Annotated in this window: 22 protein-coding genes, 1 tRNA gene and 1 pseudogene; 11 read left to right on the forward strand and 13 right to left on the reverse strand. The window is 74.2% G+C overall.

Annotation, left to right across the window (positions count from 1 at the left end; translation table 11 throughout):
* Nucleotides 1-38 precede the first annotated feature (38 nt).
* Nucleotides 39-123, reverse strand: a tRNA-Leu gene (locus tag ACWEV0_RS19885).
* A gap of 196 nt (nt 124-319) precedes the next feature.
* On the opposite strand from ACWEV0_RS19885, the gene ACWEV0_RS19890 reads away from it, so the two are divergent.
* A complete protein-coding gene (locus tag ACWEV0_RS19890) occupies nt 320-781 on the forward strand; it encodes a hypothetical protein (protein WP_453150635.1) in 462 nt (153 codons plus the stop codon).
* 15 nt (nt 782-796) lie between these two features.
* Here ACWEV0_RS19890 and ACWEV0_RS19895 read toward each other — a convergent pair whose 3' ends face one another.
* Complete coding sequence (locus ACWEV0_RS19895; protein WP_453150636.1) at nt 797-1618, reverse strand: arylamine N-acetyltransferase family protein; 822 nt, start codon at nt 1616-1618, stop codon at nt 797-799.
* Nucleotides 1619-1677: 59 nt separating this feature from the next.
* Nucleotides 1678-2091, reverse strand: a complete 414-nt coding sequence (locus ACWEV0_RS19900; RefSeq protein ID WP_453150637.1) for a nuclear transport factor 2 family protein — start codon at nt 2089-2091, stop codon at nt 1678-1680.
* A 180-nt stretch (nt 2092-2271) separates the two neighbouring features.
* Between ACWEV0_RS19900 and ACWEV0_RS19905 the strand changes: the two genes are divergently transcribed.
* Together ACWEV0_RS19905 and ACWEV0_RS19910 are read left to right on the forward strand one after the other, a co-directional pair.
* Nucleotides 2272-3003 (forward strand): hypothetical protein, encoded by a 732-nt coding sequence (locus ACWEV0_RS19905; protein ID WP_453150638.1) that lies wholly within the window; start codon nt 2272-2274, stop codon nt 3001-3003.
* Between the two features lie 104 nt (nt 3004-3107).
* Nucleotides 3108-3485 carry a BlaI/MecI/CopY family transcriptional regulator gene (locus tag ACWEV0_RS19910; protein WP_453150639.1) on the forward strand — a complete coding sequence of 126 codons (378 nt, stop codon included), beginning with the start codon at nt 3108-3110 and terminating at the stop codon, nt 3483-3485.
* Between the two features lie 97 nt (nt 3486-3582).
* Here the strand turns inward: ACWEV0_RS19910 and ACWEV0_RS19915 are convergent, their stop codons facing one another.
* A complete protein-coding gene (locus ACWEV0_RS19915; RefSeq protein ID WP_453150640.1) occupies nt 3583-4215 on the reverse strand; it encodes a TetR/AcrR family transcriptional regulator in 633 nt (210 codons plus the stop codon).
* 172 nt (nt 4216-4387) lie between these two features.
* On the opposite strand from ACWEV0_RS19915, the gene ACWEV0_RS19920 reads away from it, so the two are divergent.
* Nucleotides 4388-5836, forward strand: a complete 1449-nt coding sequence (locus tag ACWEV0_RS19920) for a purine-cytosine permease family protein (protein WP_453150641.1) — start codon at nt 4388-4390, stop codon at nt 5834-5836.
* 55 nt (nt 5837-5891) lie between these two features.
* Nucleotides 5892-7058, forward strand: a complete 1167-nt coding sequence (locus ACWEV0_RS19925; protein WP_453150642.1) for a C45 family autoproteolytic acyltransferase/hydolase — start codon at nt 5892-5894, stop codon at nt 7056-7058.
* Between the two features lie 140 nt (nt 7059-7198).
* Here the strand turns inward: ACWEV0_RS19925 and ACWEV0_RS19930 are convergent, their stop codons facing one another.
* Complete coding sequence (locus ACWEV0_RS19930) at nt 7199-9745, reverse strand: bifunctional serine/threonine protein kinase/MFS transporter (protein ID WP_453150643.1); 2547 nt, start codon at nt 9743-9745, stop codon at nt 7199-7201.
* Between the two features lie 227 nt (nt 9746-9972).
* Between ACWEV0_RS19930 and ACWEV0_RS19935 the strand changes: the two genes are divergently transcribed.
* Nucleotides 9973-10920: a serine/threonine dehydratase gene (locus ACWEV0_RS19935; protein WP_453150687.1), complete on the forward strand. Its 948-nt coding sequence runs from the start codon at nt 9973-9975 to the stop codon at nt 10918-10920.
* A 105-nt stretch (nt 10921-11025) separates the two neighbouring features.
* Nucleotides 11026-12069: pseudogene (locus ACWEV0_RS19940) on the forward strand (AI-2E family transporter); the annotation flags it as partial.
* Nucleotides 12070-12259: 190 nt separating this feature from the next.
* On the opposite strand, the gene ACWEV0_RS19945 reads toward ACWEV0_RS19940, so the two are convergent.
* Nucleotides 12260-13147, reverse strand: a complete 888-nt coding sequence (locus ACWEV0_RS19945) for an EamA family transporter (protein ID WP_453150644.1) — start codon at nt 13145-13147, stop codon at nt 12260-12262.
* Between the two features lie 70 nt (nt 13148-13217).
* Between ACWEV0_RS19945 and ACWEV0_RS19950 the strand changes: the two genes are divergently transcribed.
* Nucleotides 13218-14072, forward strand: a complete 855-nt coding sequence (locus ACWEV0_RS19950) for a LysR family transcriptional regulator (protein ID WP_453150645.1) — start codon at nt 13218-13220, stop codon at nt 14070-14072.
* A gap of 62 nt (nt 14073-14134) precedes the next feature.
* Here ACWEV0_RS19950 and ACWEV0_RS19955 read toward each other — a convergent pair whose 3' ends face one another.
* The 7 genes from ACWEV0_RS19955 to ACWEV0_RS19985 all read right to left on the reverse strand — a co-directional run bounded on the left by ACWEV0_RS19955 (nt 14135) and on the right by ACWEV0_RS19985 (nt 22338).
* Entirely contained in the window at nt 14135-15340 is a 1206-nt protein-coding gene (locus tag ACWEV0_RS19955) for a CaiB/BaiF CoA transferase family protein (RefSeq protein ID WP_453150646.1), read from the reverse strand.
* 77 nt (nt 15341-15417) lie between these two features.
* Nucleotides 15418-17307 carry a helix-turn-helix domain-containing protein gene (locus ACWEV0_RS19960; protein ID WP_453150647.1) on the reverse strand — a complete coding sequence of 630 codons (1890 nt, stop codon included), beginning with the start codon at nt 17305-17307 and terminating at the stop codon, nt 15418-15420.
* Nucleotides 17308-17423: 116 nt separating this feature from the next.
* Nucleotides 17424-18281, reverse strand: a complete 858-nt coding sequence (locus ACWEV0_RS19965; RefSeq protein WP_453150648.1) for a 3-hydroxybutyrate dehydrogenase — start codon at nt 18279-18281, stop codon at nt 17424-17426.
* Nucleotides 18282-18336: 55 nt separating this feature from the next.
* Nucleotides 18337-18819, reverse strand: a complete 483-nt coding sequence (locus tag ACWEV0_RS19970) for an NUDIX hydrolase (protein ID WP_453150649.1) — start codon at nt 18817-18819, stop codon at nt 18337-18339.
* 103 nt (nt 18820-18922) lie between these two features.
* Nucleotides 18923-20563 carry an apolipoprotein N-acyltransferase gene (gene lnt / locus ACWEV0_RS19975; protein ID WP_453150650.1) on the reverse strand — a complete coding sequence of 547 codons (1641 nt, stop codon included), beginning with the start codon at nt 20561-20563 and terminating at the stop codon, nt 18923-18925.
* 330 nt (nt 20564-20893) lie between these two features.
* Nucleotides 20894-21460 (reverse strand): hypothetical protein, encoded by a 567-nt coding sequence (locus ACWEV0_RS19980; protein WP_453150651.1) that lies wholly within the window; start codon nt 21458-21460, stop codon nt 20894-20896.
* A gap of 86 nt (nt 21461-21546) precedes the next feature.
* Nucleotides 21547-22338 carry a glutamate racemase gene (locus tag ACWEV0_RS19985; protein ID WP_453150652.1) on the reverse strand — a complete coding sequence of 264 codons (792 nt, stop codon included), beginning with the start codon at nt 22336-22338 and terminating at the stop codon, nt 21547-21549.
* Between the two features lie 58 nt (nt 22339-22396).
* Here ACWEV0_RS19985 and ACWEV0_RS19990 point away from each other — a divergent pair, with 58 nt between their 5' ends.
* From ACWEV0_RS19990 to ACWEV0_RS20000, 3 genes are all read left to right on the forward strand, one after another.
* Nucleotides 22397-23584, forward strand: a complete 1188-nt coding sequence (locus ACWEV0_RS19990) for a glycosyltransferase (RefSeq protein WP_453150653.1) — start codon at nt 22397-22399, stop codon at nt 23582-23584.
* A gap of 259 nt (nt 23585-23843) precedes the next feature.
* Nucleotides 23844-24431 carry a DUF6643 family protein gene (locus tag ACWEV0_RS19995; protein ID WP_453150654.1) on the forward strand — a complete coding sequence of 196 codons (588 nt, stop codon included), beginning with the start codon at nt 23844-23846 and terminating at the stop codon, nt 24429-24431.
* Between the two features lie 46 nt (nt 24432-24477).
* Nucleotides 24478-25311: an MOSC domain-containing protein gene (locus tag ACWEV0_RS20000; protein WP_453150655.1), complete on the forward strand. Its 834-nt coding sequence runs from the start codon at nt 24478-24480 to the stop codon at nt 25309-25311.
* The last annotated feature ends 181 nt before the right edge of the window (nt 25312-25492 follow it).

Genomic DNA, 25492 nt, shown 5'->3' on the forward strand with positions numbered 1-25492 from the left:
GTTCGAACCCGACCACCACTTCGTCGACAAACCTGTCGTGTCCGAGGGGGGACTTGAACCCCCACGCCCGATAAAGGGCACTAGCACCTCAAGCTAGCGCGTCTGCCATTCCGCCACCCGGACTAGGTGTGCGTCACTCGCGGGGTTCTTGTCCCCGCGGCGACAAGAACTAATCTACCAGGGGTTTCGCGTGCTCTTCACCTGGGTATCAGGTGCCCCGTTCGTCGCGGTTCACCCGCGCGCCCCCGCCGTCGCCGGCGCCGCGGAGGCGGCGGCCCGCCCGCCACCGTCACGGCGGGCCGCTTGCCATACTGCTGCGATGCCGACGTCACCGCGCGCCACCGAGCAGGGAACGCCCCGGTCACCCGGATCCACCGGTTCGCCGGACCTCTTCGTACGGTTCCAGGGCACGACCCGCAGCCCGCGCGGCCACTTCCCCGGGGTGTTCGCCCTGGCCAACGCCTTGGCCAGGGCGGGCCGGCTCAGCGCCGGGGAATACCGCTTCTGGCGCGCGGCGAACCACTGGTACGACGCCGCGTACCCCGATCCCTCGGTCACGGACCCGAAGGTGTACGACCCCGGGCTGCACCCCGGCGCGGCCGCGTGGTTCAAGGCGTCGGCCCGGCATCTGCTCGAACGGGTGCCGGGCTATCTGGGCCTGCTGGCCGCACACGGAGTGGCGTGCGTGCGGGTCGAGTCGTCGGATCCCGGCCGGATCGTCTACGAGGACGAGGTGCAGGTCGTCGCCGTGCCCTGGGAGCCGTACCGGCCCGCGCGCTGACGGACGCCGCCGGCCTCACTCCGGCAGGCGCGTGTCTCCCGGCAGGCTGATGCCGAAGGTGTCGTGGAGGACCCGCAGCACCTCGTCGTTGTCGGCGAGCTCGCGCGTCTCCTGGGTGCCGTCGGGGGCCGTCTCGGTGAGGCGGCGGCCGGTGAGGGAGAGGTGGGTGCCGTCGGCGAGGGCGCGCTGGGCGTAGACGGCGCGGGCGAAGGGCGAGCGGGGGTTGGTGGCGATGTGCCAGTTGATGACCTCGTAGTCGCAGGGCTCGGAGGGCTCGACCGTGAAGGAGTACTGGTCCTCCCACGTGTCGCCCTGCGGCAAATTGGTCTGGAGCTTCCACAGCTCCAGCGGGCCGTCGTGCGGCGCCTGGACGAGGCGGTGGTGGCGCGGCAGGTCGTGCAGTTCCGCGCCGGCGATCAGCGGGATCGGTTCGAGGAGGGCGCCGATGCTGCCGAAGCCGACGTCGGTCACGAACGGCACCGGCTCCTCGTGCACCTGAGTGAGCATCAGCATGTGCGTGCGCGGCCGGATCTCGCCCGGCTTCGCACCGACGAGGACACGCGCGGTGAGCAGCGTGACCCGGAAGCCGAGCGCGGTGAGCGCGGCGGCGAGCAGGGTGTTCTGCTCGTAGCAGTAGCCACCGCGCCCGCCGTGGACGAGCTTGGCCTCCAGGTCGGCCAGGGCGAGCGAGGGCGCGCTGCCGAGGACGGGGTCCAGGTTCTCGAAGGGAATGCCCAGCATGTGCGCGCGGTGGACGGCGCGCAGCGTGTCGACGGTGGGGTTGTGCCCTCCGGGGAGCCCGATGCGGGTGAGGTAGGCGTGGAGGTCGATGATCATGACTCCACCCTACGGAGCCGACCTCTGTTCGCGCCGGGGATTGCGCACGCCCCCGCCGCCTACGCCGCCCCCGTCACCCCGGCCGCCTCCGCCGCCTCCTTCGCGATCCGCTCGAACTGCGCCCCCATCGCCTCCGCGAGCGCCTGAGCGGCCGACAGCGGGCGGACCATCACGGTGAATTCGTCGATCCTCCCCTCCTCGTCGAAGTGGAGGAAGTCGCAGCCCTGGACGGCGCGCCCACCGACGGTGGCGGCGAAGACGAGGGCGTGGTCGCGTCCGCCGGCGTCGGCGATCTCGCGTACGTAGGTGAAGTCCTCGAAGACCCGCATCGCACCGCGCAGGATCGCCGCGGTGATGGCCTTGCCGGCGTACGGCTTGAAGACGACCGGGCTGGTGAAGACGACGTTCTCGGCGAGCAGCGCCTCGACGGCGGCGGCGTCGCGGTCCTCTACGGCCTTGCGGAAGGGGTGCATGCTCCTGCTCCATCCCATGGATACGAACCCGGCGTATTAAATAAATTGAATAGGTGCGTACGAGAGTAGAGACGGTCGTCGAACCTGTCCAGGGACCGCCCGACCGTGTGCCCCGTCACATTGACCTCCCGCCGCCACGTAGGCTCACGACGGCGCGGCCCATGCGACGAGGAGGACTCCATGAACGCCACCGAGGAAGCCGAGCAGCGTCTGGACGCGGTCGACGTCCTCAACGCGAAGCGGACCCTGGTCCAACTGCTTGCCCGGGCAGGCGTCTGGTCCGGCGACGCGGAGCAGCTCATCGGCCTGGTCGAGGCCGGAGCGCTCGCGCTCGCCCACGACGAACTCGACGCCCTCGCCGGACGCGCGCCCGAGGACAGGGGTGAGCCCTACGCCACCGGCTGGGCCGACGGCGCAACCGCGGCCACCGCGGAACTCGCCGCGCTCGCCGAGCGGACCCTGCGCGCGACCGTCGGGCCCGAGCCGTCCGCGGCCGCCACCGGCCCCCGGTCGCCGGTGTCGCGCATGGAGGTCGAGCGGGCGAAGGTGGCGGTGGTCCCGCTCCACCTCTCCTTCACCGCCGAGTCCGATCTCGACCCCGAGGTCTCCGAGCAGATCCTCACCGCCGTCCTCGGCACGATGACCGCCCGGCGCCGGGCCGGTTACGCGGGCCGGCTCACGGAGTTCGCCTCGACTCACCGCGCCCACGCGGAGCGGATGTACGCGGAGTTCGGCCCGGGCAGCCCGATCGCGATCCACGGCCGCTACACCCTGCTCCACTCCCCCACCAGCATCGCGGTCCTGGAACGTCTGATCACGAACGAGGAGCCGCTGCGCGAGGAGTGGGACGCGGCCGAACTTCCGCCGGCCTGGCTGGACGGCCTGCTGACCGCCTGGGAGTCGACGGCCTGACCGGGCCCGGGCCACCGCCGTCCCCGGCTCCCGCCTGCCCCGTGAACTGCGCGTCTACTATGACCAGCACGACGAGTCAGTGGAGCGGAGAGGAAATCGGGCCCATGCGCCGGCTGGGGGATCTCGAAGCGGAGATCATGGACCGCTTCTGGCGGTGGAACCGCCCGGCCACCGTGCGCGAGATCGTCGACGACATCAACCGGCACCGGGACGTCGCGTACACCACCGTGACGACCGTGACCACGATCCTCTTCCACAAGGACTACCTCACCCGGGCCCGCGACGGCCGGGTCTGGGTGTACCGGGCCGCGGCCACCCGCGAGGCGTACGCGGCGGCCCTGATGGAGGACGGCCTGGACGCCAGCGAGGACCGGCCGGCCGCTCTCGTCCGCTTCGTGGAGAACCTCGACGAGGGCGAACTGGCCGCGCTCCGCGAGGCGTTGCGTACGGTCGGCGGCGGCCGGACCCGGCCGGCGGAGTGACGGGGTGAGCGCGACCCCCGCCCTCCAGGCGTACGCGTCCTGCGTGCCGGTCGCCTGACGTCGGGTCACCGACCGCGCCCCTCAGGAGCTCCGGGGCTCAGCACTCGCCGCGCAGACTCCCGTACGCCAGTCCCAGCTCGCGCTCGGCGACCCGTGGCACGAGGGTGTCGAGGACGGGGTGGGGCGCGGCCTCGTCCGCGTTCGCGTACGAGTCGAGGCCGTCGATGGTCACCAGGATGACCACGCACGCCGCGAGCGGGTCCTCCGTGACGAAGTCGCCGGTGCGGACGCCGTCCTCGATGAGCGCGGTCAGGACGCCGCGCATCTCCGCCTCCTGTTCGGCGACGACCGCGCGCAGGGTGGGGCGGTAGCGGGCCAGGTGGCGGGCGTTGAGCCAGAGGCGGCCGAGGTTGGCGAAGCCGTCGTCGCCGATGCGGTCCAGGAAGCGCGCCAGGCGCCGGGCCGGGGGCAGCTCGCGCTCGGCACCGGGGAGCAGGGCGGCGCGCTCACGGCTGACGGCGCGGGCGAACGCCTCGCACAGCAGGCCGTCGACGGTCGGGAAGTAGTGGCTGATCAGACCGGGCCGGACGCCGAGCTCACCGGCCACCTGCTGCATGGTGACCCGTTCCAGGCCTTGCTCCAGGGCGAGCCGGGCCGCCGTGTCCAGGATCTCGGCTCGCCGCTCGGCGGGGGCTTTGCGGATTCGGGTGCTGCGGGGGGTTGACGTCACACGGCACAGACTATTGGATGGCGCACCAACAAGCTATTGGTTTCCTCGCCAATAACGCTCGGCGAACCCGGCGTCACGAACCCGGCACCGCTCGACGAACCAGGCGACGCACCCCCTCGGTCCCGGCGGTGGCGCGGACGCACCCGCTCTCCGTCTCAGCGAAGGACCTCTCATGGCACCTACCTCCACCTCCCCGGACGTGTCCGGCCACCCCGACGGAGTCGACCGCGCCGGTCAGGTCGAGACCCGGGGCATCGACTGCGTGCCCGACGCCGAGCGGCACGGCACCGCCCGCGAGCTCTTCGGGATCTGGGCCGCCCCCAACGTCAGCTACCTCAGCTTCGTGGTCGGCGCGACCCTCGTCCTCATCGGCCTGTCCCTCGGCGAGGCGCTCGCCGTCATCGTCGCCGGCAACCTGTTCTGGCTGCTCACCGGCTTCATCGCGGTCAGCGGCCCGGCCTCCGGCACCACCGGCTCGGTGGTCTCCCGGGCGATCTACGGAGTCGTCGGCAACAAGGTGGTCGTGGCCCTCACCGGCTGGCTGATCTCCGCGCTCTACCTGGCGCTCAACTGGTCCGCCGCCTCCGTCGCCGGCATCGGCCTCACCGGACGGCTCGGCCTGCCCGAGTCCGCCGCCCTCGACGCGCTCGTCATCTGTCTGATCGCCGGTGCGACCGTGCTCGTCGCGATCTACGGACACGCCACGATCGTGCGCCTGTACTCGGCCCTCACCGTCCTGCTGACCCTGGTGTTCGTCGTGGTCTCCGCGCTCGTCGTCACACACGCCGACTGGTCGTACGCCCCGCAGGAGCCGCTCACCGGCCTCGGCCACCTCGTCGCGCTGGCCTCGGGCTTCACCCTCGTTGCCTCGGCGCCGCTCTCGTACGCGAACAGCCCCGACCTCGCCCGCTATCTGCCGCGCGAGACCAGCGGCACCGCGATCACCCTGTGGACGGCGGCCGGCGCCTTCCTGCCGAGCGTCGCGTTCACGGCCGTCGGCACGCTCGCCGCCACCAGCCTCGACATGAGCGACCCGCAGGGCGCCCTGGAAAGCGTCATGCCGGGCTGGTTCGCACCCGTCTTCGTCGTCGGCGTCGTCCTCAACACCATCGCCAACAACGGCATGACCGCCTACAGCGCGGGCCTGTCCATGCAGTCGATCGGCGTCCGGCTGCCCCGCGTGGCCGCCGTGCTCGTCGTCGGCGTCATCGGCACCGCCATGACCCTCTTCGCGATCCTGGTCTTCGACTTCCTGACGGCCGTCAACGCGATGATGGAACTCGTCGTGATCATCACCGGCCCGTGCATGGCCGTGTACGCGACCGACATCCTGCTGCGCCGGGGCCGCTACGACGGCGAGGCCCTGCACGACCAGCGCCGCACCGGGCCGTTCTGGTACCGCGGCGGCGTCAACTGGGCCGGCGCCCTCGCCACCCTCCTCGGCGCCGGCGCGGCCACCCTCTGCGCCAGCTCCACCTTCTGGTCAGGCCCGCTGTCGGCCCGCCTGGACGGGCTCAACCTCGCCGTCCCGGTCGGCGTCCTCGGCTCGGGCGTCCTGTACTGGACGCTCTCCCGGGCCCTCCGCACCCTGCCCGCAGCCGCCACGACCGCCCGCGACTGACGTCGGTCGCCGGCCGCCCCCGTACGCACCTCTCCCGCCCCTCCCGGAGCCCTTCGTGACCTCGCCTCAACCCTTCCCCTTCTCCTTCCCCTTCCCCCGGCCCGAGCAGCGTCCGCACGTGGCCGTCGCCGACCCCGACCCGCGCCGGCGCGGCCGGGAGCGCGGCCGGCTGCTGGCCGCCGCGGCGCTGCACGGCGCGCTCGACACGTACGACCGGCTGTTCGCCCTGGGCCGGATCAGGCCCGGCGCGGTCCGCGACGACGCCCACCGCGCGCTCGACGCGATCGGCGCCTTCCGCCCGGCGCTGCGCGAGCAGATCGAGGGCATCGCCGAGGGGGCCGGGGTCGAGCCGTGGCGGATCGCCGCGCTCAACGCCCGCACCGAGATCCTGGCCCGGTCGGCCGCCGTGCCGCCCGGCGAGTGCTCCACCGTCGTCCGCGAGGCCGGTGGGTCCCCCGTCGGCGTGCAGACCTGGGACTGGCACGTCGAACTCGCCCCGTACTGGCACACCCTGGAGTCCGCGGGCGGGCGACACCGCTACGTGGGCCTCACCGAGCACGGCATCCTCGCCAAGATCGGCGTCAACAGCGCCGGTCTCGCGCTCCACTTCAACATCCTGGGCCACCGCGACGACCGGGTCGGCGGCATCCCCGTCCACGTCCTCGCCGCGCTGGTCCTGGAGGAGGCGGACGGCGTCGAGCACGCCCGGGAACTGCTCGCCTCGGCCCGGATCACGTCGTCGGGTTCCTTCATGCTGTTCGACCCGGCGGGCGCCGTGCTCCTCGACCTCAGCCCGGCAGGCGTCTTCGAGGCGCCGCGCATCGCCGAGGGCATCCACCTGCGCACCAACCACTTCCTCACCGAGGTCCCGGCCGCGGGCGAGAAGACCTGGCTCTACCAGCCGGACTCCGGCGAGCGCTTCGCCTTCCTGCGCGAACGGCTCACGAAGGGCGGGGAGTCCGCCGTGACCGGCGACGCTCTGCTGCGGCAACTGGTCACCGGCCCCGGCGAGCCGCCCGTCACCTGCGTCCCCGACCCGTCGGCACCGCTGGGGAGCCGCTGGGCGAGCCTCGCGACGATCGTCCTCGATCCCGCCACCCGGGAGGCCCGAATCCTGGACGGAACTCCGGCGGAGCACGCGTCACGGCCGTGGATCAGCCTGGCTGCCGAAGCCGACCACACCGGGCACCCGGCCGCCCCGCGGGCCGACGCTCGGGCGTGACGGGAGCCGACGTGGGCCGGCCGAACGTGACCGCCGAAGCCGGCGCGAGTCGGCCACCCGTGACCGGGGCCCGCCCGGATCGGCCGCACGTGGCCGGGAGTCGTCCGGCGCCAGGCCCTGTCGTACCGGCCGCGCGTGCCTCACACGCCCGCGGGCGGCCCGCCGGGCGTGACCGGCCCCACGGCCGCGGGTTCCGGGCGGCGGCCGGCGAGCGCCAGGCCGCCGACGAGAGCACCGAGCAGCGTCACCCCGACCGCGCACCACAGGCTCGTGGTGTGGGCGGCGATCACCTGTCCGACCACACCGCCGGACGCCTCCTCCGGCGTCAGCCCGGCAAGCCGCGCGGCGAGGACGCCGCCGATCACGGCGGCGCCGATCGCCCCGCCGGCCTGCGCGGCGCCGACCGCGGCGGCAGCGGCGCCGCCCGCCCGGGGCCGGCGGATCTCCTCCGTGGCGGCGGCGTACAGCGGCATGAGGGCGAGGCCGATGCCGAAGCCGGTGAGGATCAGGGCGGGCAGGTCGAAGACGAGGAAGTCCCCCGCCGCGTGGACGGCCGCGAACAGCGCCATCCCCACGGCCATGAGCACCGAGCCGGTGGCGACCAGGACGCCCGGGGCGGCCCGGCGCACCCGGGCGGCGACCGCCGTGGCCGCGACGACCTGCGCGGCGACCGCGGGCAGCACCATCAGCCCGGCCTGCATCGGGGAGTAGCCGGTTTCGGCCTGCAGCCGGAAGACCAGCGCCGTGTACATGATGGGCAGTCCGATGCCGAGGAGGGTCAGGACGGCGAGCGCCCCGGCGCGTCGGGGATCCCTGACGACCTGTGCGGGCACCAGCGACCCGGACGAGCTGGCCTGCGCCCACAGGAAGCCGGCGAGGAGCATCGCGCCGGCCACAATGAGGACGACGGCCAGCACGTCGGTCCAGCCGTTCGACGCGACGCCCTCGAGTCCGTAGACGAGGACGGCGAGCCCGGCGCAGCCGAGCAGCAGTCCCGGCAGGTCGAGCCGGGCGCCGCCGGGCGTGCGAGGCTCGGGCGCGAGGGTGACGACGCCGACGAGGGCGACGACGGCCAGCGGGATGGCGACGAACTCGCCCAGCCGCCAGGAGGCCAGTTCGAGGAACGTCCCGCCGGTGAACGAGCCGACCAGCGACCCGGTACCGACGACCGCGGCGTACACGCCGAACGCCGTACGGCGCGCCCTCTGGTCGGGGAAGGCGGCGACCACCAGGGACAGCGCGGCCGGACTCAGGAGCGCGGCGGAGGCGCCCTGGAGGGCGCGGGCGGCGATCAGCATGCCCTCGCCGGCGGCCGCACCGCAGAGTCCGGAGGCCACCATGAAGCCGACGAGGCCGACGACGAGGACCGTCCTGCGCCCGACGAGGTCGGCGAGGTGACCGCCGAGCAGCAGGAGCCCGGCGAGGACGACGGCGTAGACGCGGAACATCAGGTTCACGCCGTCGGAGCTCAGGCCGAAGTCCATCTGGATGCTGGGGATCGCCGTGTTGAGCAGCGTCGCCTCGAAGGGCACGAGGAAGGTCACCAGGCAGGCCACGGTCAGGGCCCACCAGCGCCTCGGGTACGGGGGCTCGGCGTCGTGCGGCTGCCAGGCCGGGGCGCCGTACCCGGGTGGCGCACCGTACGCGGGGGCGGTCGGGGCGTAGGCGGGCGCGCCGCCGTGTCCGGGGGCGGTCGGCGCGTACGCGGGCAGCGGCGGCGGTACGGGAGCCGGCTGCTGCGCGAGCGCGATGCGGGGGTCGGGCTGCGCCGGGACGCCGGGCGGTGCCGACGGGGCGAAGTCGAGCAACTGGGCGGCGTGTCGGCCGAGTTGGGCGAGTACGGAGTCCGGCAGCCATTCCGCCGGCAGGTCCGCGGCGGTGCGCTCGGCCACCTCGCGGGGCGTCGGCCGGGCGGCCGGGTCCTTCGCCAGGCAGGCGCGCACGAGGTCGACCAGCGACTCCGGTACGCCGGTGAGGTCCGGCTCCTCCTCCGCGACGCGGAACAGGTGCGCGTTGAGCCCGGTGTCGGTGGCGCCGAAGAGGTGGCGCCCGGTCGCCGCGTACACGAGCACCGCGCCGAGGCAGAACACGTCACTGGCGGCGGTGAGTTCGAGGCCGCGGACCTGTTCCGGCGACATGAAGCCCGGCGAGCCGATCAGCATGCCGGTGCGGGTGTGCAGGCTGTCCCCGGCGAGACTGTCCATCGCGCGGGCGATGCCGAAGTCGATGACGCGGGGGCCGTCGACCGTGACGAGCACGTTGGACGGCTTGAGGTCGCGGTGGATCAGGCCTGCCGCGTGGACGGCGCCCAGGGCGAGGGCGAGCCGGTTGGCCAGGGCGCGTACGGAGCGTTCGGGCAGCGGCCCGAAGTCCTCGGCCACGACGGTGTGCAGGTCGGGCCCCGGGATGTACTGGGTCGCGACCCACGGCACGGCGGCCTCGGGATCGGCGTCGAGCACCGCCGCGGTCCAGGCGCCGCCCACGAGCCGCGCGGCGGCCACTTCGCGGGCGAAACGTCTGCGGAATTCCGGGTTCCCCGCGTACTCGGCCTGGACGACCTTCACGGCCACGGTGCGTCCGGCCTCGGAACGCCCCAGATAGACCAGGCCCATGCCGCCGGCGCCGAGGCGGGCGATGAGGCGATAGGGGCCTATGCGGGTGGGATCTTCGGCGGTCAACTGGTCCACAGGAGAGGAAGATAGTGCAACTTCCCTCGTCAGGTGGCGTGATCGACCGAATCGTGTGTGCAACCGCAACCGTCTCCGGGCCCCGCCGAGGTGGTCGCGGAGGCCGGCGCGATGTCATGATCGGCGCACAGACCGTCCGCCCCACAGGTCTCAGCCCTCCCGGGAGGAACACCGTGCGCACCGAGCCCCCGACCGCGCCCCCGACGGAGCCCTCGAACGCGCCGCGCGTGACGTACGACGAGGTGAAGCGCGCCGCCGAGCGCATCGCCGGTCTCGTCCGCCCCGTCGCCGTCGTGCCCGCGGCGGAGCGGAGCGGTGGGCCCGAGGTGTTCCTGGCCCTGGAGTTCCTCCAGCACACCGGCTCCTTCAAGGCGCGTGGCGCGCGGAACTTCCTGCGCGCCCACGCCGAGTCCGGCACCCTGCCGGAGGCCGGGGTGACCATCGCCTCCGGCGGCAACGCCGGGCTCGCGTGCGCCTGGGCGGCGCGGGAACAGGGGGTGCGGGCGACGGTCTTCCTGCCGGAGACCGCGCCCCAGGTGAAGGTCGACCGGCTGCGCGGTTACGGCGCGGACGTCCGGCTCGTCGGCGCGGAGTACGCGGAGGCGCTGGCCGCCTGCGAGGCGTTCGCGGCCGGGAGCGGGGCGCTCGCCTCGCACGCGTACGACCATCCGCTCGTCGCCGCCGGGGCGGGCACCCTCCTTGAGGAGATCCACCGGGCGGTCCCCGGTCTCGACACGGTCGTCGTGTCGGTGGGCGGCGGCGGTCTGTTCGCGGGCGTCGCGGCGGCCGCCCGGCACCACGGCGTCCGTACGGTCGCGGTCGAGCCGGAGAACTGCCGGGCGCTGCACGCCGCGCTCGCCGCCGGCGGACCGGTGGACGTCCCCGTCGACTCGGTCGCGGCCGACTCCCTCGGCGCTCGCCGCGCCTCCGCGGCGGCCGTCCACGCGGCCCGCCAGGACGGCGTCCACTCGGTCCTGGTCCCGGACTCCGGGATCGTCAGCGCCCGCCGCGCCCTCTGGGACGGCCACCGCCTCGCCGTCGAACACGCCGCCGCCACGGCCTACGCGGCCCTCACCTCCCCCGTCCCGGCCTACCGCCCCGGCCCGGGCGAAAAGGTCTGCGTGGTCCTGTGCGGCGCGAACACGGACCCGTCGGACCTGGCACCCGGCCTCTGATCCGAGGGACGGACCCCAGCCGGACGCCGCCGCGGGGCGACCCGGTCGGGGGAATGTCGGGGCGGGGGCGTGCGGCGGACGGGTCCCGGTGGTACGTCGATGGCCATGCAGCCAGGCACTCCTCCCGCGGTCGCCCCGTTCCTCCGTACGGCCGCCGCGTACGCGTGGCGTCTGCTCGTCGTCGGCGTCCTCGTCTACGCGCTGTTCGCGGTGCTCGGGCGGTTCCACGAGATCGGGGTGGCGGTCTTCCTGGGACTCGTGATCACCGCCCTGCTCCGGCCGGTCGCCGACGTCGTCGCGAAGGGGGTGCCGCGCGGGCTCGCGGTGGCGCTGACACTGCTGGGCAGCATCGCGCTCGTGTTCGGGGTCCTGGCCCTGGTGGGTGAGGCGGTGGCGGGTGAGAGCACGACGCTGGTGCGGGAGTTCCGGGCGGGCGTGGACCGGATCGAGCACTGGCTGCAGCGGCCGCCGTTCCGGCTGAATCCGAAGACGCTGTCCGATCTGCAGTCGCGGATCGGGGACTTCCTGTCGTCGCACCGCTCGACGCTGGTGAGCCGGGCGCTGAGCGGGGCGAGCCGGCTGGTCGAGGTGCTGGCCACGCTGGTGCTCGCGCTCTTCTCCTCGGTGTTCTTCATGCACTCGGGTGACCGGCACTGGGTGTGGTTCCGGGACCAGTTGCCGGACTCCGCGCAGGACCGGACGGATCTGGGGGCGCGGGCGGCGTGGCGGACGTTCACCGGGTACACCCACGGGATCGTGCTCGTGGCGGCCACGAACGCGATCCTGGTCGGACTCGCGCTGTGGGTGCTCGGGGTGCCGCTCGCCGTGCCGCTCGCACTGCTCGAGTTCGCGGCGGCGTTCGTCCCGATGTTCGGTTCGCCGATCGCGCTCGCCGTCGCGGCCGTCGTGGCGCTGGCCTCGAAGGGGCCGCTGGTGGCGGGGCTCGTGATCGCCCTGATCGTGGTGATCGGCCAGATCGAGGGGCATCTGCTGCATCCGCTGGTGATGAGCTGGGCGGTGCGGCTCCATCCGCTGGTGGTCGCGATCACGGTCGTCGCGGGGACGATCGCGGCCGGCGTCGTGGGTGCGGTGGTGGCGGTGCCGATCGTGTCGGTGGTGTGGGCGGTCTACACGACCCTGCGCGCGGCCCACGCCGAAGAGCGGGCCGCGGCGGCGGAGGGCAGCCCGCCGGAGGGCCAGGCGGAAGGCCGGGCGGAAGGCCGGGCGGCGGAGGGCGAGGGGGAAGGCCAGGCGGCGGAGGGGCCGGGGAAAGGCGCGGCGGAGGGCGAGGGGGAAGGCCAGGCGGAGGGCCGGCGGAAGACCAGGTGGAAGCGGCGCCTCAGCGTGCGGCGGTGGCGATGCTCACGACGTTCGCGGTGACGACGGCTCCGATGGCCGCCGCGTCGGCCCAGCCGAGGTGCTGGCCGAGGCCGATCCAGCCGACCAGCGCGGCGAGCACCGGGTTGACGCTCATGAAGAGGCCGAACGCCGCCGGGGGCACATGCCGCAGGGTGAACAGGTCCACGAGGTACGGGACGGCCGAGGCGAGCACGCCGGCGGCGACGGCGTAGCCGAGCGAGGCGGCGGTCGGCGGGTGGCGCAGGGCGACGACGAGGCCGACGGGCAGGAACATCACGGCGGAGATCCCGGCCGCGGCGGCGCTGCCCTGGGCGCCGGGGATGCGGCTGCCGACGGTGCGGTTGAGCAGGATGTACGCGGCCCAGCAGCAGGCGCCGAGGAGGCCGGCGCCCATGCCGAGGTAGTCGGTGGTCGGCTGCGGGCGCATCAGGGTGACGACGCCGGCCGTGGCGAGCACCGCGCAGCAGGCGTCGACCCGGCGGCGGGTGGCTGCCAGCGCGATGGTGAGCGGGCCGAGGAACTCCAGGGTCACGGCGAGGCCGAGGCCGACCCGGTCGATGGCCGTGTAGAGGGAGAGGTTCATGGTCCCGAACACGACGGCGAGGCCGAGCACGGGCTGCCACTGCTGCCGGGTGAACTCCCGCAGCCGGGGGCGGCCGATGGCGAACAGGACGACGGCGGCGACGTACTGGCGGACCGCCACGACCCCGACCGGGCCGAGCACGGGGAAGGCGAGGGAGCCGGTCGCGGCCCCGATCTGGGTGGACAGGCCGCTGCCGAGCATGGCGGCCACACCGGCCGGGGAGGTGCGGTGCGGGGGCTGGGCGGTGACGGCCGGCCCGGTGGCGGTGGTGGAGGCTGTGGGCATGTCCAGGATCGTCCTCTCGGGTTCCCCTTGCACAAAATGCATGCGCGGAGCAGATCTATACGCTTGACGTATGGATGTGGAACTGCGCCAGCTGCGCTGTCTGGTCGCGATCGTCGACGAGGGCACCTTCACGGACGCGGCCCTGGCGCTCGGCGTGTCCCAGGCGGCCGTCTCCCGGACGCTGGCCGCGCTCGAACGGGCCCTGGGCGTGCGGCTGTTGCGCCGCACCTCGCGTTCGGTGACGCCGACGGCGGCGGGCGTGCGGGTGGTGGCGCACGCCCGCCGCGTCCTGGCCGAGGCCGACGAGCTGGTCCGGGAGGCCACGTCCGGCGAGCCGGCCCTGCGGATCGGCTACGCCTGGTCGGCGCTCGGCCGGCACACCCCCGCGTTCCAGCGGCAGTGGGCCGCCGCGCACCCCGGCACGGAGCTGCAGCTGGTCAGGGTGAACACGCCGAGCGCCGGGCTCGCCGAGGGCTCCTGCGACCTGGCCGTGCTGCGCAGGCCCGTCGAGGACCGGCGGTTCGACTCGGCGATCGTGGGCCTGGAGCGGCGGCTGTGCGTGATGGCCGCCGACGATCCGCTGGCCCGGCGCCGCTCGGTGCGGCTCGCCGACCTCAGCGGCCACACGCTGCTCATCGACCGGCGCACCGGCACCACCACACCGGAGCTGTGGCCGCCCGACGCCCGGCCGGCGACGGAGGACACGTACGACGTGGACGACTGGCTCACCGCGATCTCCACGGGCCGCCGCATCGGCATGAGCGCGGAGGCCACGGCCAGCCAGTACCGCCGGCCAGGCGTCGTCTACCGCCCGGTGCGCGACGCCGAGCCGGTCGCGGTGCGCCTGGCCTGGTGGCGGGACGACCCGCACCCGGCGACGCAGGCGGTGATCGAACTGCTCACCGGGCTCTACCGCACGGCCTGACGGTCCCGGACCCGGAGAGGGTTCCGGACCCGGACTGGGCCCGGACCCCTGGCGAGTCCCGGTCAGATCGCTCCGGCGGCCCGCAGTGCGTCGATCTCGGCGGTCGTGCGGCCCAGCTCCGCCAGGATGCTCTCGGTCTGCTCGCCGACGGCGGGGACCGGGTCCATGCGCGGGGCGGTGCCGGACAGGTCGGCCGGCGGCAGCAGCGCGGGCACCTGGGCGCCGCCGGGTATCCGGACGTCGTGCCAGCGCTCGCGGGCGTCGAGGACGGGGTGCGCCAGGAACTCCGCCATGTCGTTCACGCCCGCGTTCGCGATCCCCGCCTCGTCGAGGAGCTTGCCTGCCGCGGCGCTGTCGATCCGCGTGAAGCGCTCGGCGACCAGCGCGTCGAGCTCGTCACGGTGGGCTACCCGGTCGGGGCCGGTGGCGAAACGGGGGTCGTCGGCCAGCTCGGGCCGCTCCAGGAACCGCTCGCACAGCGCGACCCACTCGCGCTCGTTCTGGATGGAGAACAGCACCTCCTTGCCGTCGGCGGCGGTGAACGCGCCGTACGGCGCGATCGTGGCGTGCCGGGTGCCGATCCGCGGCGGCTGGGTGCCGCCGTACCGCGTGTAGTAGGCGGGCTGGTGCATCCACTCGGCCAGTGCCTCGAAGAGGGACACCTCGACGGCGCGGGCGACTCCGGTGGTGGCGCGGGTGAACAGGGCGGTGAGGATCCCGCTGTAGAGGTACATCCCGCCGGCGATGTCGGCGACCGACACCCCGGCGCGGGCCGTGCCGTGCTCGTTGCCGGTCAGCGACACCAGGCCGGTCTGGCACTGCACGAGCAGGTCGTACGCCTTGCGCTCGGACCACGGCCCGGTGGTGCCGTAGCCGGAGAGACCGGCCGCGATCAGCGAGGGGAACCGCTCGGCCAGGGCCTCCGGCCCGAGGCCGAGGCGCGCCGCCGCGCCGGGCGCCAGGTTCTGCACGAACACGTCCGCCCGGCCGAGCAGTTCCTCCAGGACCGCGCGCCCGTCGTCCGTCTTCAGGTCGAGGGTGATCGACTCCTTCGACCGGTTGAGCCACACGAAGTAGCTGGACTCGCCGTGCACCGTGGTGTCGTAGCGACGGGCGAAGTCGCCGCCGCCGGGGCGCTCCACCTTGATGACGCGGGCGCCGAGGTCGGCGAGCTGGCGGGTGGCGAAGGGGGCGGCCACGGCCTGTTCGAGACTGACGACGGTGATGCCGGCGAGCGGCAGCGGGTCGGGTGCGGGCGGTGGGGTCATAGGGCGGCCTTCCGTGGGCGGTGCGGGGCGGTACGGGCTCCGGGAGCCGGGGCTGCGGCGCCGACCGGGCGGCCGGTTCAGCGTATGACGGCGTCCGACAAGGCGTGCAGGCGGAGGGCCAGTTGTATCTCCAGGGCGCGGGCCGGGGACTGCCAGTCCGGGCCGAGCAGCCGTCCGATCCGGTCGATGCGCTGGGCCACGGTGTTCACGTGGACGTGCAGGTCGTCCTTGGTGCGGGCCGGGCTCATCCCGCTCGCGAAATAGGCGTCCATGGTGCGCACCAGGTCCGTGCCCCGGCGCCGGTCGTAGGCGACGACCTGGCCGATGGTGCGGTCGACGAAACCCTCGATGTCCCGGGCGTCGGCGAGCAGCAGGCCCAGGAATCCCAGGTCCTCCGCGGCCGCGCCCTCGCCCTGACGGTGCAGCAGCCGCAGCGCGTCCAGGCAGCGGCGGGCCTCGGCGTAGGCCGGTGCGACTCGCTCGGGGTGGGCGAGGGGCGCGGTGACCGGGGCGGAGGCGCCGACGGTGACGGGTTCCCGGAGCGCGCCGCCCAGGTGTTTCGCGGTCTGCCGGGCCAGGTCGGCGGCGCGCTCGCCGGGGCCGAGCGGCAGCAGCAGGACCGTACCGCCGTCGCGGGCCGAGGCCAGGCCGTGGTGGGTGGCGGCCAGATGCGAGGCGGCGGAGCGCAGCCGCTGCCGGTCGGCGCTCTCCCGGCCTCCGGCGTCCGCCTCCGTCCCGGCGCCGGCCCGGTCGATGCGGGCGGCGAGCACCACGTGCGGGGCGGCGGTGTCGGTGCGCAGCCGGGCGGCGCGCTCGCGCAGCAGGCGCGGGTCGCGGTCGGGTGCGTCGAGCAGGTCGTCGAGCAGCTCGCCGCGGACCCGCTGTTCGGCCTCTCCGGCGGAGCGGCGGGCGAGCAGCAGGAGGGAGGTGACGAGGGCGGCCCGTTCCAGGGTGCGCAGGTCGACGGGGTCGAGGTCGGGCCGCTCGCGCAGCACGAGGGCGCCGAAGGTCTCGCCGCCGGCGGAGACGGCGGCCACCCAGTCGTCGCCGTGGCGGGTGGCGTGGCCGGCGGAGATCCTGGCGGGTCCGGGCCGCTCCTCGACGAACTCGACGGCGCCGCCGAGGACTTCCGAGACGGCGGCGGCCACGTCGTCCACGCCGCCGCCGCGCAGCACCAGTTCGGTGAGCCGGTCGTGGACCTCGGAGGCGCGCTCGATGACCCCGCTGTGCTCGCGGATGATGCCGTTGGCCCGCTCCAGCTCGGCGAGGGCGGAGCGGGTCTCGGCGAGCAGGTTGGCCGTGTCGATCGCGACGGCGGCGTGCGCGGCGAAGGAGCCGAGCAGCGCGACCTGTTCCCGTTCGAAGACGCGGGCGCGCCGGTCGGCGGCGAAGAGGACGCCGATGACCTGGCTGCCGAGGGTGAGCGGCACGCCGAGGATGGCGACGAGGCCCTCGTCGCCGACGGCGCTGTCGATGGCCTCGGTGTGCTGGAAGCGCTCGTCCTGGAAGTAGTCGTCGGTGACGTATGGGCGGGAGGTCTGGGCGACGAGTCCGCCGAGTCCCTCCCCCATGCCGAGCCGGACCTGCTGGAACCGGGCCGAGACCGAGCCCTCGGTGACCCGCATGTAGGTGTCGCCGCGGACCGGGTCGTTGAGGCTGAGGTAGGCCACCTCGGTGCCGAGCAGGGAGCGGGCGCGCTGCACGATGGCGCGCAGCACGTCGTCGAGGTCGCGCAGGCCCGCGAGGTCGTGCGCGGTCTCGAAGAGCGCGGACAGCTCGGCCTCGCGCCGCCGCCGGCCCTCGAGCTCGGCCCGGACCCGCAGCGCGAGCTGCTTGGCCTGTTCGAGCTCGGCCAGCTCCGCGGGCCCCGCGCCGCCCGCACGGGCGAGCAGCACGGGGCGGTCGTACGCCTCGGTCGCGGCGCCGCGGGCGAGGAGCTCCAGGTAGACGGCCTGTTCGTGGGTCATGGTCACAGGGATACCTGTCGTACGGGGGGTCGCACCAGCCCTGTGGACAACCGCCTGTGGACAACGGGGAGGTGTGCCTGTGGGGCTCGTGGGGGGTCGTGGGGCCTCGTGCGGCCTCAGTGAGCCGTCCAGCCGCCGTCGAGGGTGAGCGAGGTGCCCGTGACGAAGGAGGTGTGCGGGCCGCAGAGGTAGAGCACGGCCTCGGCGACCTCGGCGGGCTCGATCAGCCGCTTGAGCGCCGAGTCCTTGAGCAGCACGTCCGTCAGGACCCGGTCGGCGGAGATGCCGTGGGCGGCGGCCTGGTCGGCGATCTGCCGTTCGACGAGGGGCGTGCGCACATAGCCGGGGTTGACGCAGTTGGAGGTGACACCGTGCGGGGCGCCTTCGAGTGCCGCGGTCTTCGACAGGCCCTCCAGACCGTGCTTGGCGGCCACGTACGCGGACTTGTAGGCGGAGGCGCGCAGTCCGTGGACGGAGGAGATGTTCACGATCCGGCCCCAGCCCTGCGCGTACATCCCGGGCAGTGCGCCGCGGATGAGCCGGAAGGGGGCCTCCAGCATCACGGTGAGGATGGTGTGGAAGACGTCCGGCGGGAAGTCCTCGATGGGGCGGACGAGCTGGAGTCCGGCGTTGTTCACGAGGATGTCGGCGCCGGCGGCGAGGGCCTCGGCAGCGTCGAGGTCGGTGAGGTCGAGCGGCCGCGGCTCGACCCGGCCGGGCAGTGCGCGGGCGGCCTCGGTCAGCGCGTCGAGTCCTTCGGCGGCCCGGTCGACGGCTCTGACGACGGCCCCGGCGGCGGCCAGCCGCAGCGCACAGGCGCGGCCGATGCCGCCGGCCGCGCCGGTGACGAGCGCGGTGCGCCCGGAGAGGTCGGGGGCGCCGGACTCGGGCGCGGTGAGGGCGGCGGGCCGGGGCCCGGCGTCCCGGTCCGGGGCGGGTCCTGTGGCGGGTCCTGTGGTGGTGAGGGCGCTCATGCTCCGCACCTTAGGGAGCCGCACACCCCCGACCGATGTGTGCCGGACACACAGTTCAGCCCAGGGCCGTGGTGTCGAACCATGTGGGTTCGTCCTTGAGGGCCTTCTCGATCCGGAAGTGGGAGAAGCGCTTCATCTCGGGAAGCGCGTCCAGTTCGAACCAGCCGACCTCGGTCGACTCCTCGTCGTTGACCCGGGCCTCGCCCCCGACCGCCCGGCAGCGGAAGGAGACGTCCATGAACTGGCACTGGTCGCCGTTGGGATAGACGACGGGCTTGCGCAGGGTCTGCACGAGCAGGATCCGCTCCACCTCGCAGCGCACGCCCGTCTCCTCGTACACCTCGCGGACGGCGCAGGCGGCGGGCTGCTCCCCGGGCTCGACGATGCCGCCGACGATGGCCCACATCCCGGTGTCCGCGCGGCGCCCGAGCAGCACGCGTCCGCGGTCGTCGAAGACGACGGCGGACACGCCCGGCAGGAAGAGCAGCTGGTGGCCGGCGGAGGCGCGGAGGTCGCGGATGAAGTCAGGGGTGCCCATGACTCGACCCTAGATCATCTCCGCGAGCCCCTGATCCGCCGCCTGATCCGCCCCCCGGTCCGGCTCCGACCAGGCCTCGATCCGGCCCTGATCCGCGCCCCGGTCAGGCCGTGCGGGCCCTGCGGGCGCGCACCGAGCGCGCCACCGACCAGCCGAGACCGCCCGCCGCCACCGCGACGAGGAGCATCTCGGGCAGGATGCCCATCCGGGTGGCCGGGGTCAGCGAGGACCGCAGCGGCACCTTCTCGACCAGCACGTCCGGGGTGAACAGCTTGGTCTGCGCGACGATCGTCCCGTCCGGCCGGATGACCGCGCTGACGCCGCTGGTGACCGGCACGACCACGCTGCGGCTGTGCTCGACGGCGCGCACCCGGGACATGGCGAGCTGCTGGTAGGTCATCTCGCTGCGGCCGAAGGTGGCGTTGTTGCTGGGTACGGTGATCAGCTGGGCGCCGTGCGTGACGGTGTCCCGGACCGCCCAGTCGAAGGCCGCCTCGTAACAGGTGGCGAGGCCCACCTTCGTACCGGCGAGGTCGAAGACACCGACCTTGTGCCCGGGGCCGAAGTCACGGCGGACCCGGTCGACGTCGCTGCTGAAGAGGCGGACGAAGGACCGCATCGGGATGTACTCGCCGAAGGGCTGCACGTGTCGCTTGTCGTACTCGGCGACCGGGCCCTTCTTCGGGTCCCACTCGATGAGGGTGTTGCGCAGCTTGCCGGTCGGCGGCGCGATCACTGCGCCGATCACGGTGGGTGCGTCGATGTCCGCCACCGCCTGGCTGATGACGTCGAACGCGTCGGGGTTGGCGTACGGGTCGATGTCGGAGGAGTTCTCCGGCCACAGCACGAAGTCGGGCTGCGGCTCGCGGCCCGCCTTCACGGCGGCGGCGAGCTCCTTGGTGCGGTTCGCGTGGTTGTCGAGGACCGCGCGGCGCTGGGAGTTGAAGTCGAGACCGAGGCGGGGCACGTTGCCCTGCACGGCGGCGACGGTGGCGGTGCCGTCCTCGGCCGCGTCCGAGACCAGCGGCATCGCGGCGAGCGCGCCGGTGACCGGTACGAGGACGGCGAGGGCGGCGGCGAGCAGCGGGCCGCGCGGCGTGCGGGGCCGGGCCTCGGCCTGCGCGGCGTCGGTCCCGGCGGCGGCGCGCCGGGCCAGGACCTGGCGGAGCACCTCGTACAGGCCGAAGCCGCACAGCGCGACGGCGAAGCCGAGCACCGGGGTGCCGCCGACGGCCGCGAGCGGCAGGAAGACGCCGTCCGCCTGGCCGAAGGCGATCTTGCCCCAGGGGAAGCCGCCGAACGGCACGCGCGCGCGGGCCGCCTCGCCGGCGATCCAGACGGCGGCGGCGAACACCGGCCATGCGGGCAGCCGCGAGACGGCGGCGACGCCGAGGCCCACGACCCCGATGAACAGCGCCGACACGGCGGCGAGCGCCAGCCACGGCAGCGGCCCGACCTCCTCGCCGGTCCACACGAGCAGCGGCAGCAGGAAGCCGAGGCCGGCCAGATAGCCGAGCCCGAATCCGGCCCGCAGCCGGCGGCCGCGCAGCGTCCAGCCGAGCAGCCCGAAGGCAGGCAGGGCCAGCCACCACAGGGGCCGGGGCGGGAAGCTCAGGAACAGCAGCAGTCCGGACAGCGTGGCCGCGCCCGGGCGCAGCAGCCGGCGCAGGCCACGGCCCCGCGCGCGAGCAGTGGCGGGGACGGGGGACTCGGGCACGTCGGCCGGGGCGATGGTGGTGCTCACGTGCCGGAGTCTACGGCGCGCGGCGCGCCCGACAGGAGCGCGGCCCGGAACCGCGCGCCCCTGTAAGACCTGCGTGGCACGTCGCCGGCCGGGCTCGCTTCCCCCAGGGGACGGAGCGCGGGGCCGCTCGCAGGCCCTGGGCGCGCCGGTCCGGCCCCGCGAGGCATGCGGCGCGCGAGTGTCGACCGTGCAGGGCAGGCCGCATGGGTCGGTCGCCGCGGCAGCTCGCTTCCACCGGGGGCCGGCGCGGGGCGCGCCGCTCGCGCGTACTCGCGCCCCCACGGGACCGGCCGCCCGCCTCCACAGCGCGGGGTCCTGGCGCCACGCCCCTCAGGCGCTCGCCCGGCCCGTCGGTGTCGGCGGCGGGGTCGGATGGAGGAGGGAGCGGATGGCGCGGACCGCGGATTCGGCGTCGTCGACGGTGACGGTGAAGGTGCGGCCGTCGCCGAGGCGCAGGATCAGGCCCTCACCGCGGCGCACGACGACCGCGGTGCCCTTCTCGGGGCGCCAGCGGTAGCCCCAGCCGCCCCACTGGCGCGGGGTGACGGAGGGCGCGAAGTCGGCGTCGACGACATGGGAGAGCGGGATGCGGCGGCGCGGTACGCCGATGTGGCCGCAGCGGACCTCCATGCCGCGCTGGTCGACGCGGACGGCGACGTGCACGAAGGCGAGCGTGCCGAAGAGCACGAGCAGGCCGGCGGCGAGGCAGCCGATGACGGCCATGAGGAGCGGCGCGACGCCGGACGTCCACGACGACCGGACGGCGAGCGCGACGCCGAGCGCCATGCAGGCGACCCCGGCGACGGCCGGCAGCCATTGCATCCGGTTGGTCGCGCGTCCGGTCCAGACCGGGGGTGCGGGTCCCTCGGGACCCTGGTTCACAGAGTGGTCCCTCATGGTGACAGCCTATGCACGTTCCGTTGTCACGGCGCTTCGGCGGAGTCGTCCGGGTACACCCGGTGCGCCCGGTGCGGCCCGGAAGCTCAGCGGGTGGTGGTGGCCGCCGCCGCCAGGGAGCGGCCCTCCGCGTAGCTCAGCGCGGCCTTGGACAGTTCGCCGGTCCGGCCGCTCAGGAGCACCGTCAGTCCGCCGGTCGGGGCCGCGGCCGGGTCGGCCTCGGCGCCGATCCGCCGCAGCGCCTGCGCGGCGACTGCCCCGGCGGAGCCGTGCAAAACGACGGGCGGCTGCTCGTCGGTGCGGTGCAGCGCCGACCGGATGAGTTCGGCGACCAGCTCGTAGTGGGTGCAGCCGAGGACCACGGCCCGGACGTCCGCGGGCGTGAGCTCGGCCGCGGCGGCGACGGCCCGGCGCACGGCGGTCTCGTCGTCGTACTCGACGGCGTCGGCGAGGCCGGGGCAGGGCACCTCGGTGACCTCGGCGCCGTTCGCGAAGTCGTCGATCAGTCCGCGCTGGTAGGGGCTGCCGGTGGTGGCCGGGGTGGCCCAGATGGCGACCTTGCCGCCGCCCATCGCGGCGGGCTTGATCGCGGGCACGGTGCCGATCACCGGGATACCGGGCTCCAGCTCGGCGCGGAGGGCCGACAGGGCGTGGACGGTGGCGGTGTTGCAGCCGACGATGAGCGCGTCGGGCCGGTGCGCGGCGGCGGCCCGGGCGACGGCGAGGGCGCGCTCGGTGATGCCGTCGGGGGTGCGCGGGCCCCAGGGCATGCCGTCCGGGTCGGAGGAGATCACCAGATCCGCGTCGGGCCGCATGCGGCGGACGGCAGCCGCTGCCGGGAGCAGGCCGATTCCGGAGTCCATCAGTGCGATCTTCACCCGGTCACCCTAGCCGACCGCCCTTGATTCCCCGGCGATCTGGGGCAGACTGCGGCGAATGAGCCCGCTTGCCTGGATCGCGACCGGTTCCCTGGCCGTCTGGGGGTGGCTGCTCCTGGGCCAGGGGTTCTTCTGGCGCACGGACCAGCGCCTGCCGCACCCCACGAGCGCGCCCGAGGAGTGGCCGCGGGTCGTGGTGGTGGTCCCCGCGCGGGACGAGGCGGAGGTGCTGCCGCTGAGCCTGCCGTCGCTGCTCGCCCAGGACTACCCGGGCCCGGCGGAGGTGATCCTCGTCGACGACGGAAGCAGCGACGGCACCGGGCGGATCGCCGACGAGCTGGCGCGCCGCCAAGGCGGGCTGCCGCTGTCCGTGGTCCGGCCGGGAGAGCCGGAGCCCGGCTGGACGGGCAAGCTGTGGGCGCTGCGCCACGGAATGGCGCTGGCACGCGCGCGCGTGCCGGAGTTCCTGCTCCTGACGGACGCGGACATCGCGCACGAGCCGGACAGTCTGCGGCTCCTCGTGAGCGCCGCGACCGGGCACCGGCTCGACCTGGTGTCGCAGATGGCGCGACTGCGGGTGGCGAGCGGCTGGGAGCGGCTGATCGTGCCGGCCTTCGTCTACTTCTTCTGTCAGCTCTATCCCTTCCGCTGGATCAACCGGCGGCGTCCGCTGGCCACGGCCGCGGCGGGCGGCTGCGTACTGCTCCGGACGGAGACGGCGGAGCGGGCCCGGGTGCCGGAGGTGATCCGGCAGGCCGTGATCGACGACGTGTCGCTGGCCCGGGCGGTACGGCGGGTGGGCGGACGCGTCTGGCTGGGTCTCGCCGAGCGGGTGGACAGCATCCGCCCGTATCCGCGCCTGGCCGACCTGTGGCGGATGGTGGCGCGGAGCGCGTACGCGCAGCTGCGGCACAACCCGCTGGTGCTGCTCGGTACGGTCGCGGGCCTCGCGCTCGTCTATCTGGCGCCGCCCGTGACGCTGGTGGCCGGGCTGCTCGCGCAGGACGCGCCCGCGGCGTGGGCCGGCGGGGCCGCGTGGGCGGTGATGGCCTCCACGTATCTGCCGATGCTGCGCTACTACCGTCAGCCGGCCTGGCTCGCGCCGCTGCTGCCGTTCACCGCGCTGCTCTATCTGCTGATGACGGTGGACTCGGCGGTACAGCACTACCGGGGCCGGGGCGCGGCGTGGAAGGGACGCACATACGCCCGGCCGGAATCCGCGCCCGGTACTCATCCCGGTTCCTGAACATCGGGCCAATTTCCCGCACACCGCGTGTACCGCAACGTCAAGATTCCTTTACACGGCACTGAGAACGGGCATCACGGGCAAGCTCGCAACCCGCGGGTAACCCCTCCCGAACTCGGCTTTTTCAAGATCGCTGACCTGCGGCGCGACCGATTTTGTCGGGTTCGCTCACATTGCCGTTCAGTGTTCTCAACGAACGCTTCAAACAACCCTCTTACCGGACTCCCCATACAGCACATCGTGGGCTTAACTTATGGCCATGACCTCCCCGCGCTCCACCTACGGAGGCGGTTACCACACCGCGCCGTCGTTCCCCGACACCCCGATCTACGACTCCCTCGTCGCAGAACGGGGCACGCCTCAGATCGCCCCGATCCGAGTGCCCTCCGCGTACGACACCGGCAGCGGCTTCTCCGGAAGCAGCAGCTACCTGCCGGCGCTGCCCGCGGCCCTGCCCGCCCTCCCGGCGGCGCCCTCCCCGCAGCCGCCCGCCCCGGCGTACGGCGGCAACGGCGGTTACGGCTACCCGCAGCCGGCCGCCCCGCAGATGGCCCCGGCCATGGCACCCTTCCCGGCCCCGGTCCCGCAGATGGCGCCCGCCGCCCAGATGGCCCCGGCGACGCAGCTGATGGCGCCCGTGCCGCTCCAGCAGGCCCCCGCGCCGTACATCCCGCAGCAGCCCGCCGCCCCGCGCGGTTACCCGGCCCCGCAGCCGCAGCAGCAGCCGCGCCCGATGGCCACCGGGTACGAGGCGATGCGCCCGGCGGCGGCCCGCCCGGCCCCGGCGCCCGCGCCCGCCCCGTACGACGACCCGTACAACCGCCCCTACCAGGGCCGCGGGTACTGACGGGACCGGCTTTCTGAGCCGGTGGAGCGACTGGCAGGATGGCGTCATGCCGATTCCTGTCCTGAGCTCCGTCCATGTCCACCCGGTCAAGGCACTGCGTGGGTTCGCCCCCGCGGAGGCGGAGGTCCAGCCATGGGGACTGGCCGGTGACCGCCGCTGGGCCGTCGTGGACACCGCGGGCAAGGTCGTGACCCAACGCCAGCACGCCCGGCTGGCGTTGGCGTCCGCGCAACTGCTGCCGGGCGGCGGTGTCACGCTGTCCGCGCCCGGCCGCGAGCCGCTGGCGGTCGAGGTGCCCGAGCTGTCGGAACCCGACGGCACGATCGGCGTGGACGTCTTCGGCACCGTCGTGCAGTCCGTCCCGGCCGGTCCGGCGGCGGACGCCTGGTTCAGCGGCTACCTGGGGAGCGAGGTGCGGTTCGCCCACATGGACGACCCGGCCCACCGGCGGCCCGTCGACCCGGAGTTCGCGCTGCCCGGCGAGACCGTCAGCTTCGCCGACGGCTATCCGCTGCTCGTCACCACGACCTCCTCCCTCGACGCCCTCAACTCCCTGATCGCGCAGGGCGACCACGCCGACGAGGGTCCGCTGCCCATGAACCGCTTCCGGCCGAACGTCGTCATCGACGGCACCGCGCCCTGGGCCGAGGACGGCTGGCGCCGCCTGTCCATCGGCGACGTCGTCTTCCGGGTCGCCAAGCCCTGCGGCCGCTGCGTGGTCACCACCACCGACCAGCAGACCGGCGAGCGGGGCAAGGAGCCGCTGCGCACCCTGGGCCGGCACCGCAAGGAGGGCAACCAGCTGATCTTCGGCCAGAACCTGGTGCCCGAGCACCGCGGGACCATCCGCGTCGGTGACCCGGTCAAGATCCTCGACTGATCGGCCGCCGGGCCTCCCGCTGAACCTCCCGCGCGCTCACCGCGCCCTGAAGCGCCCCGTCCTGGAGCACCGCGGCTTGGAGCACCGCGCCCTAAAGCGCCAAGCCCCGGAGCACCGCGCCCTTCGGACTCCTCCCGGATTCCTTCCGAGAGGCGCGGAACCCACCCCCGGGTCACACTCG

This window comes from Streptomyces sp. NPDC003943, assembly GCF_053605265.1.

Excerpts from the sequence above, each read along its gene's own strand:
- ACWEV0_RS19890 (WP_453150635.1), top strand. The coding sequence starts at position 320 with ATGCCGACGTCACCGCGCGCCACCGAGCAGGGAACGCCCCGGTCACCC.
- ACWEV0_RS19895 (WP_453150636.1), bottom strand. The coding sequence starts at position 1,618 with ATGATCATCGACCTCCACGCCTACCTCACCCGCATCGGGCTCCCCGGA.
- ACWEV0_RS19900 (WP_453150637.1), bottom strand. The coding sequence starts at position 2,091 with ATGCACCCCTTCCGCAAGGCCGTAGAGGACCGCGACGCCGCCGCCGTC.
- ACWEV0_RS19905 (WP_453150638.1), top strand. The coding sequence starts at position 2,272 with ATGAACGCCACCGAGGAAGCCGAGCAGCGTCTGGACGCGGTCGACGTC.
- ACWEV0_RS19910 (WP_453150639.1), top strand. The coding sequence starts at position 3,108 with ATGCGCCGGCTGGGGGATCTCGAAGCGGAGATCATGGACCGCTTCTGG.
- ACWEV0_RS19920 (WP_453150641.1), top strand. The coding sequence starts at position 4,388 with ATGGCACCTACCTCCACCTCCCCGGACGTGTCCGGCCACCCCGACGGA.
- ACWEV0_RS19945 (WP_453150644.1), bottom strand. The coding sequence starts at position 13,147 with ATGCCCACAGCCTCCACCACCGCCACCGGGCCGGCCGTCACCGCCCAG.
- ACWEV0_RS19950 (WP_453150645.1), top strand. The coding sequence starts at position 13,218 with ATGGATGTGGAACTGCGCCAGCTGCGCTGTCTGGTCGCGATCGTCGAC.
- ACWEV0_RS19955 (WP_453150646.1), bottom strand. The coding sequence starts at position 15,340 with ATGACCCCACCGCCCGCACCCGACCCGCTGCCGCTCGCCGGCATCACC.
- ACWEV0_RS19960 (WP_453150647.1), bottom strand. The coding sequence starts at position 17,307 with ATGACCCACGAACAGGCCGTCTACCTGGAGCTCCTCGCCCGCGGCGCC.
- ACWEV0_RS19965 (WP_453150648.1), bottom strand. The coding sequence starts at position 18,281 with ATGAGCGCCCTCACCACCACAGGACCCGCCACAGGACCCGCCCCGGAC.
- ACWEV0_RS19970 (WP_453150649.1), bottom strand. The coding sequence starts at position 18,819 with ATGGGCACCCCTGACTTCATCCGCGACCTCCGCGCCTCCGCCGGCCAC.
- ACWEV0_RS19980 (WP_453150651.1), bottom strand. The coding sequence starts at position 21,460 with ATGAGGGACCACTCTGTGAACCAGGGTCCCGAGGGACCCGCACCCCCG.
- ACWEV0_RS19990 (WP_453150653.1), top strand. The coding sequence starts at position 22,397 with ATGAGCCCGCTTGCCTGGATCGCGACCGGTTCCCTGGCCGTCTGGGGG.
- ACWEV0_RS19995 (WP_453150654.1), top strand. The coding sequence starts at position 23,844 with ATGACCTCCCCGCGCTCCACCTACGGAGGCGGTTACCACACCGCGCCG.
- ACWEV0_RS20000 (WP_453150655.1), top strand. The coding sequence starts at position 24,478 with ATGCCGATTCCTGTCCTGAGCTCCGTCCATGTCCACCCGGTCAAGGCA.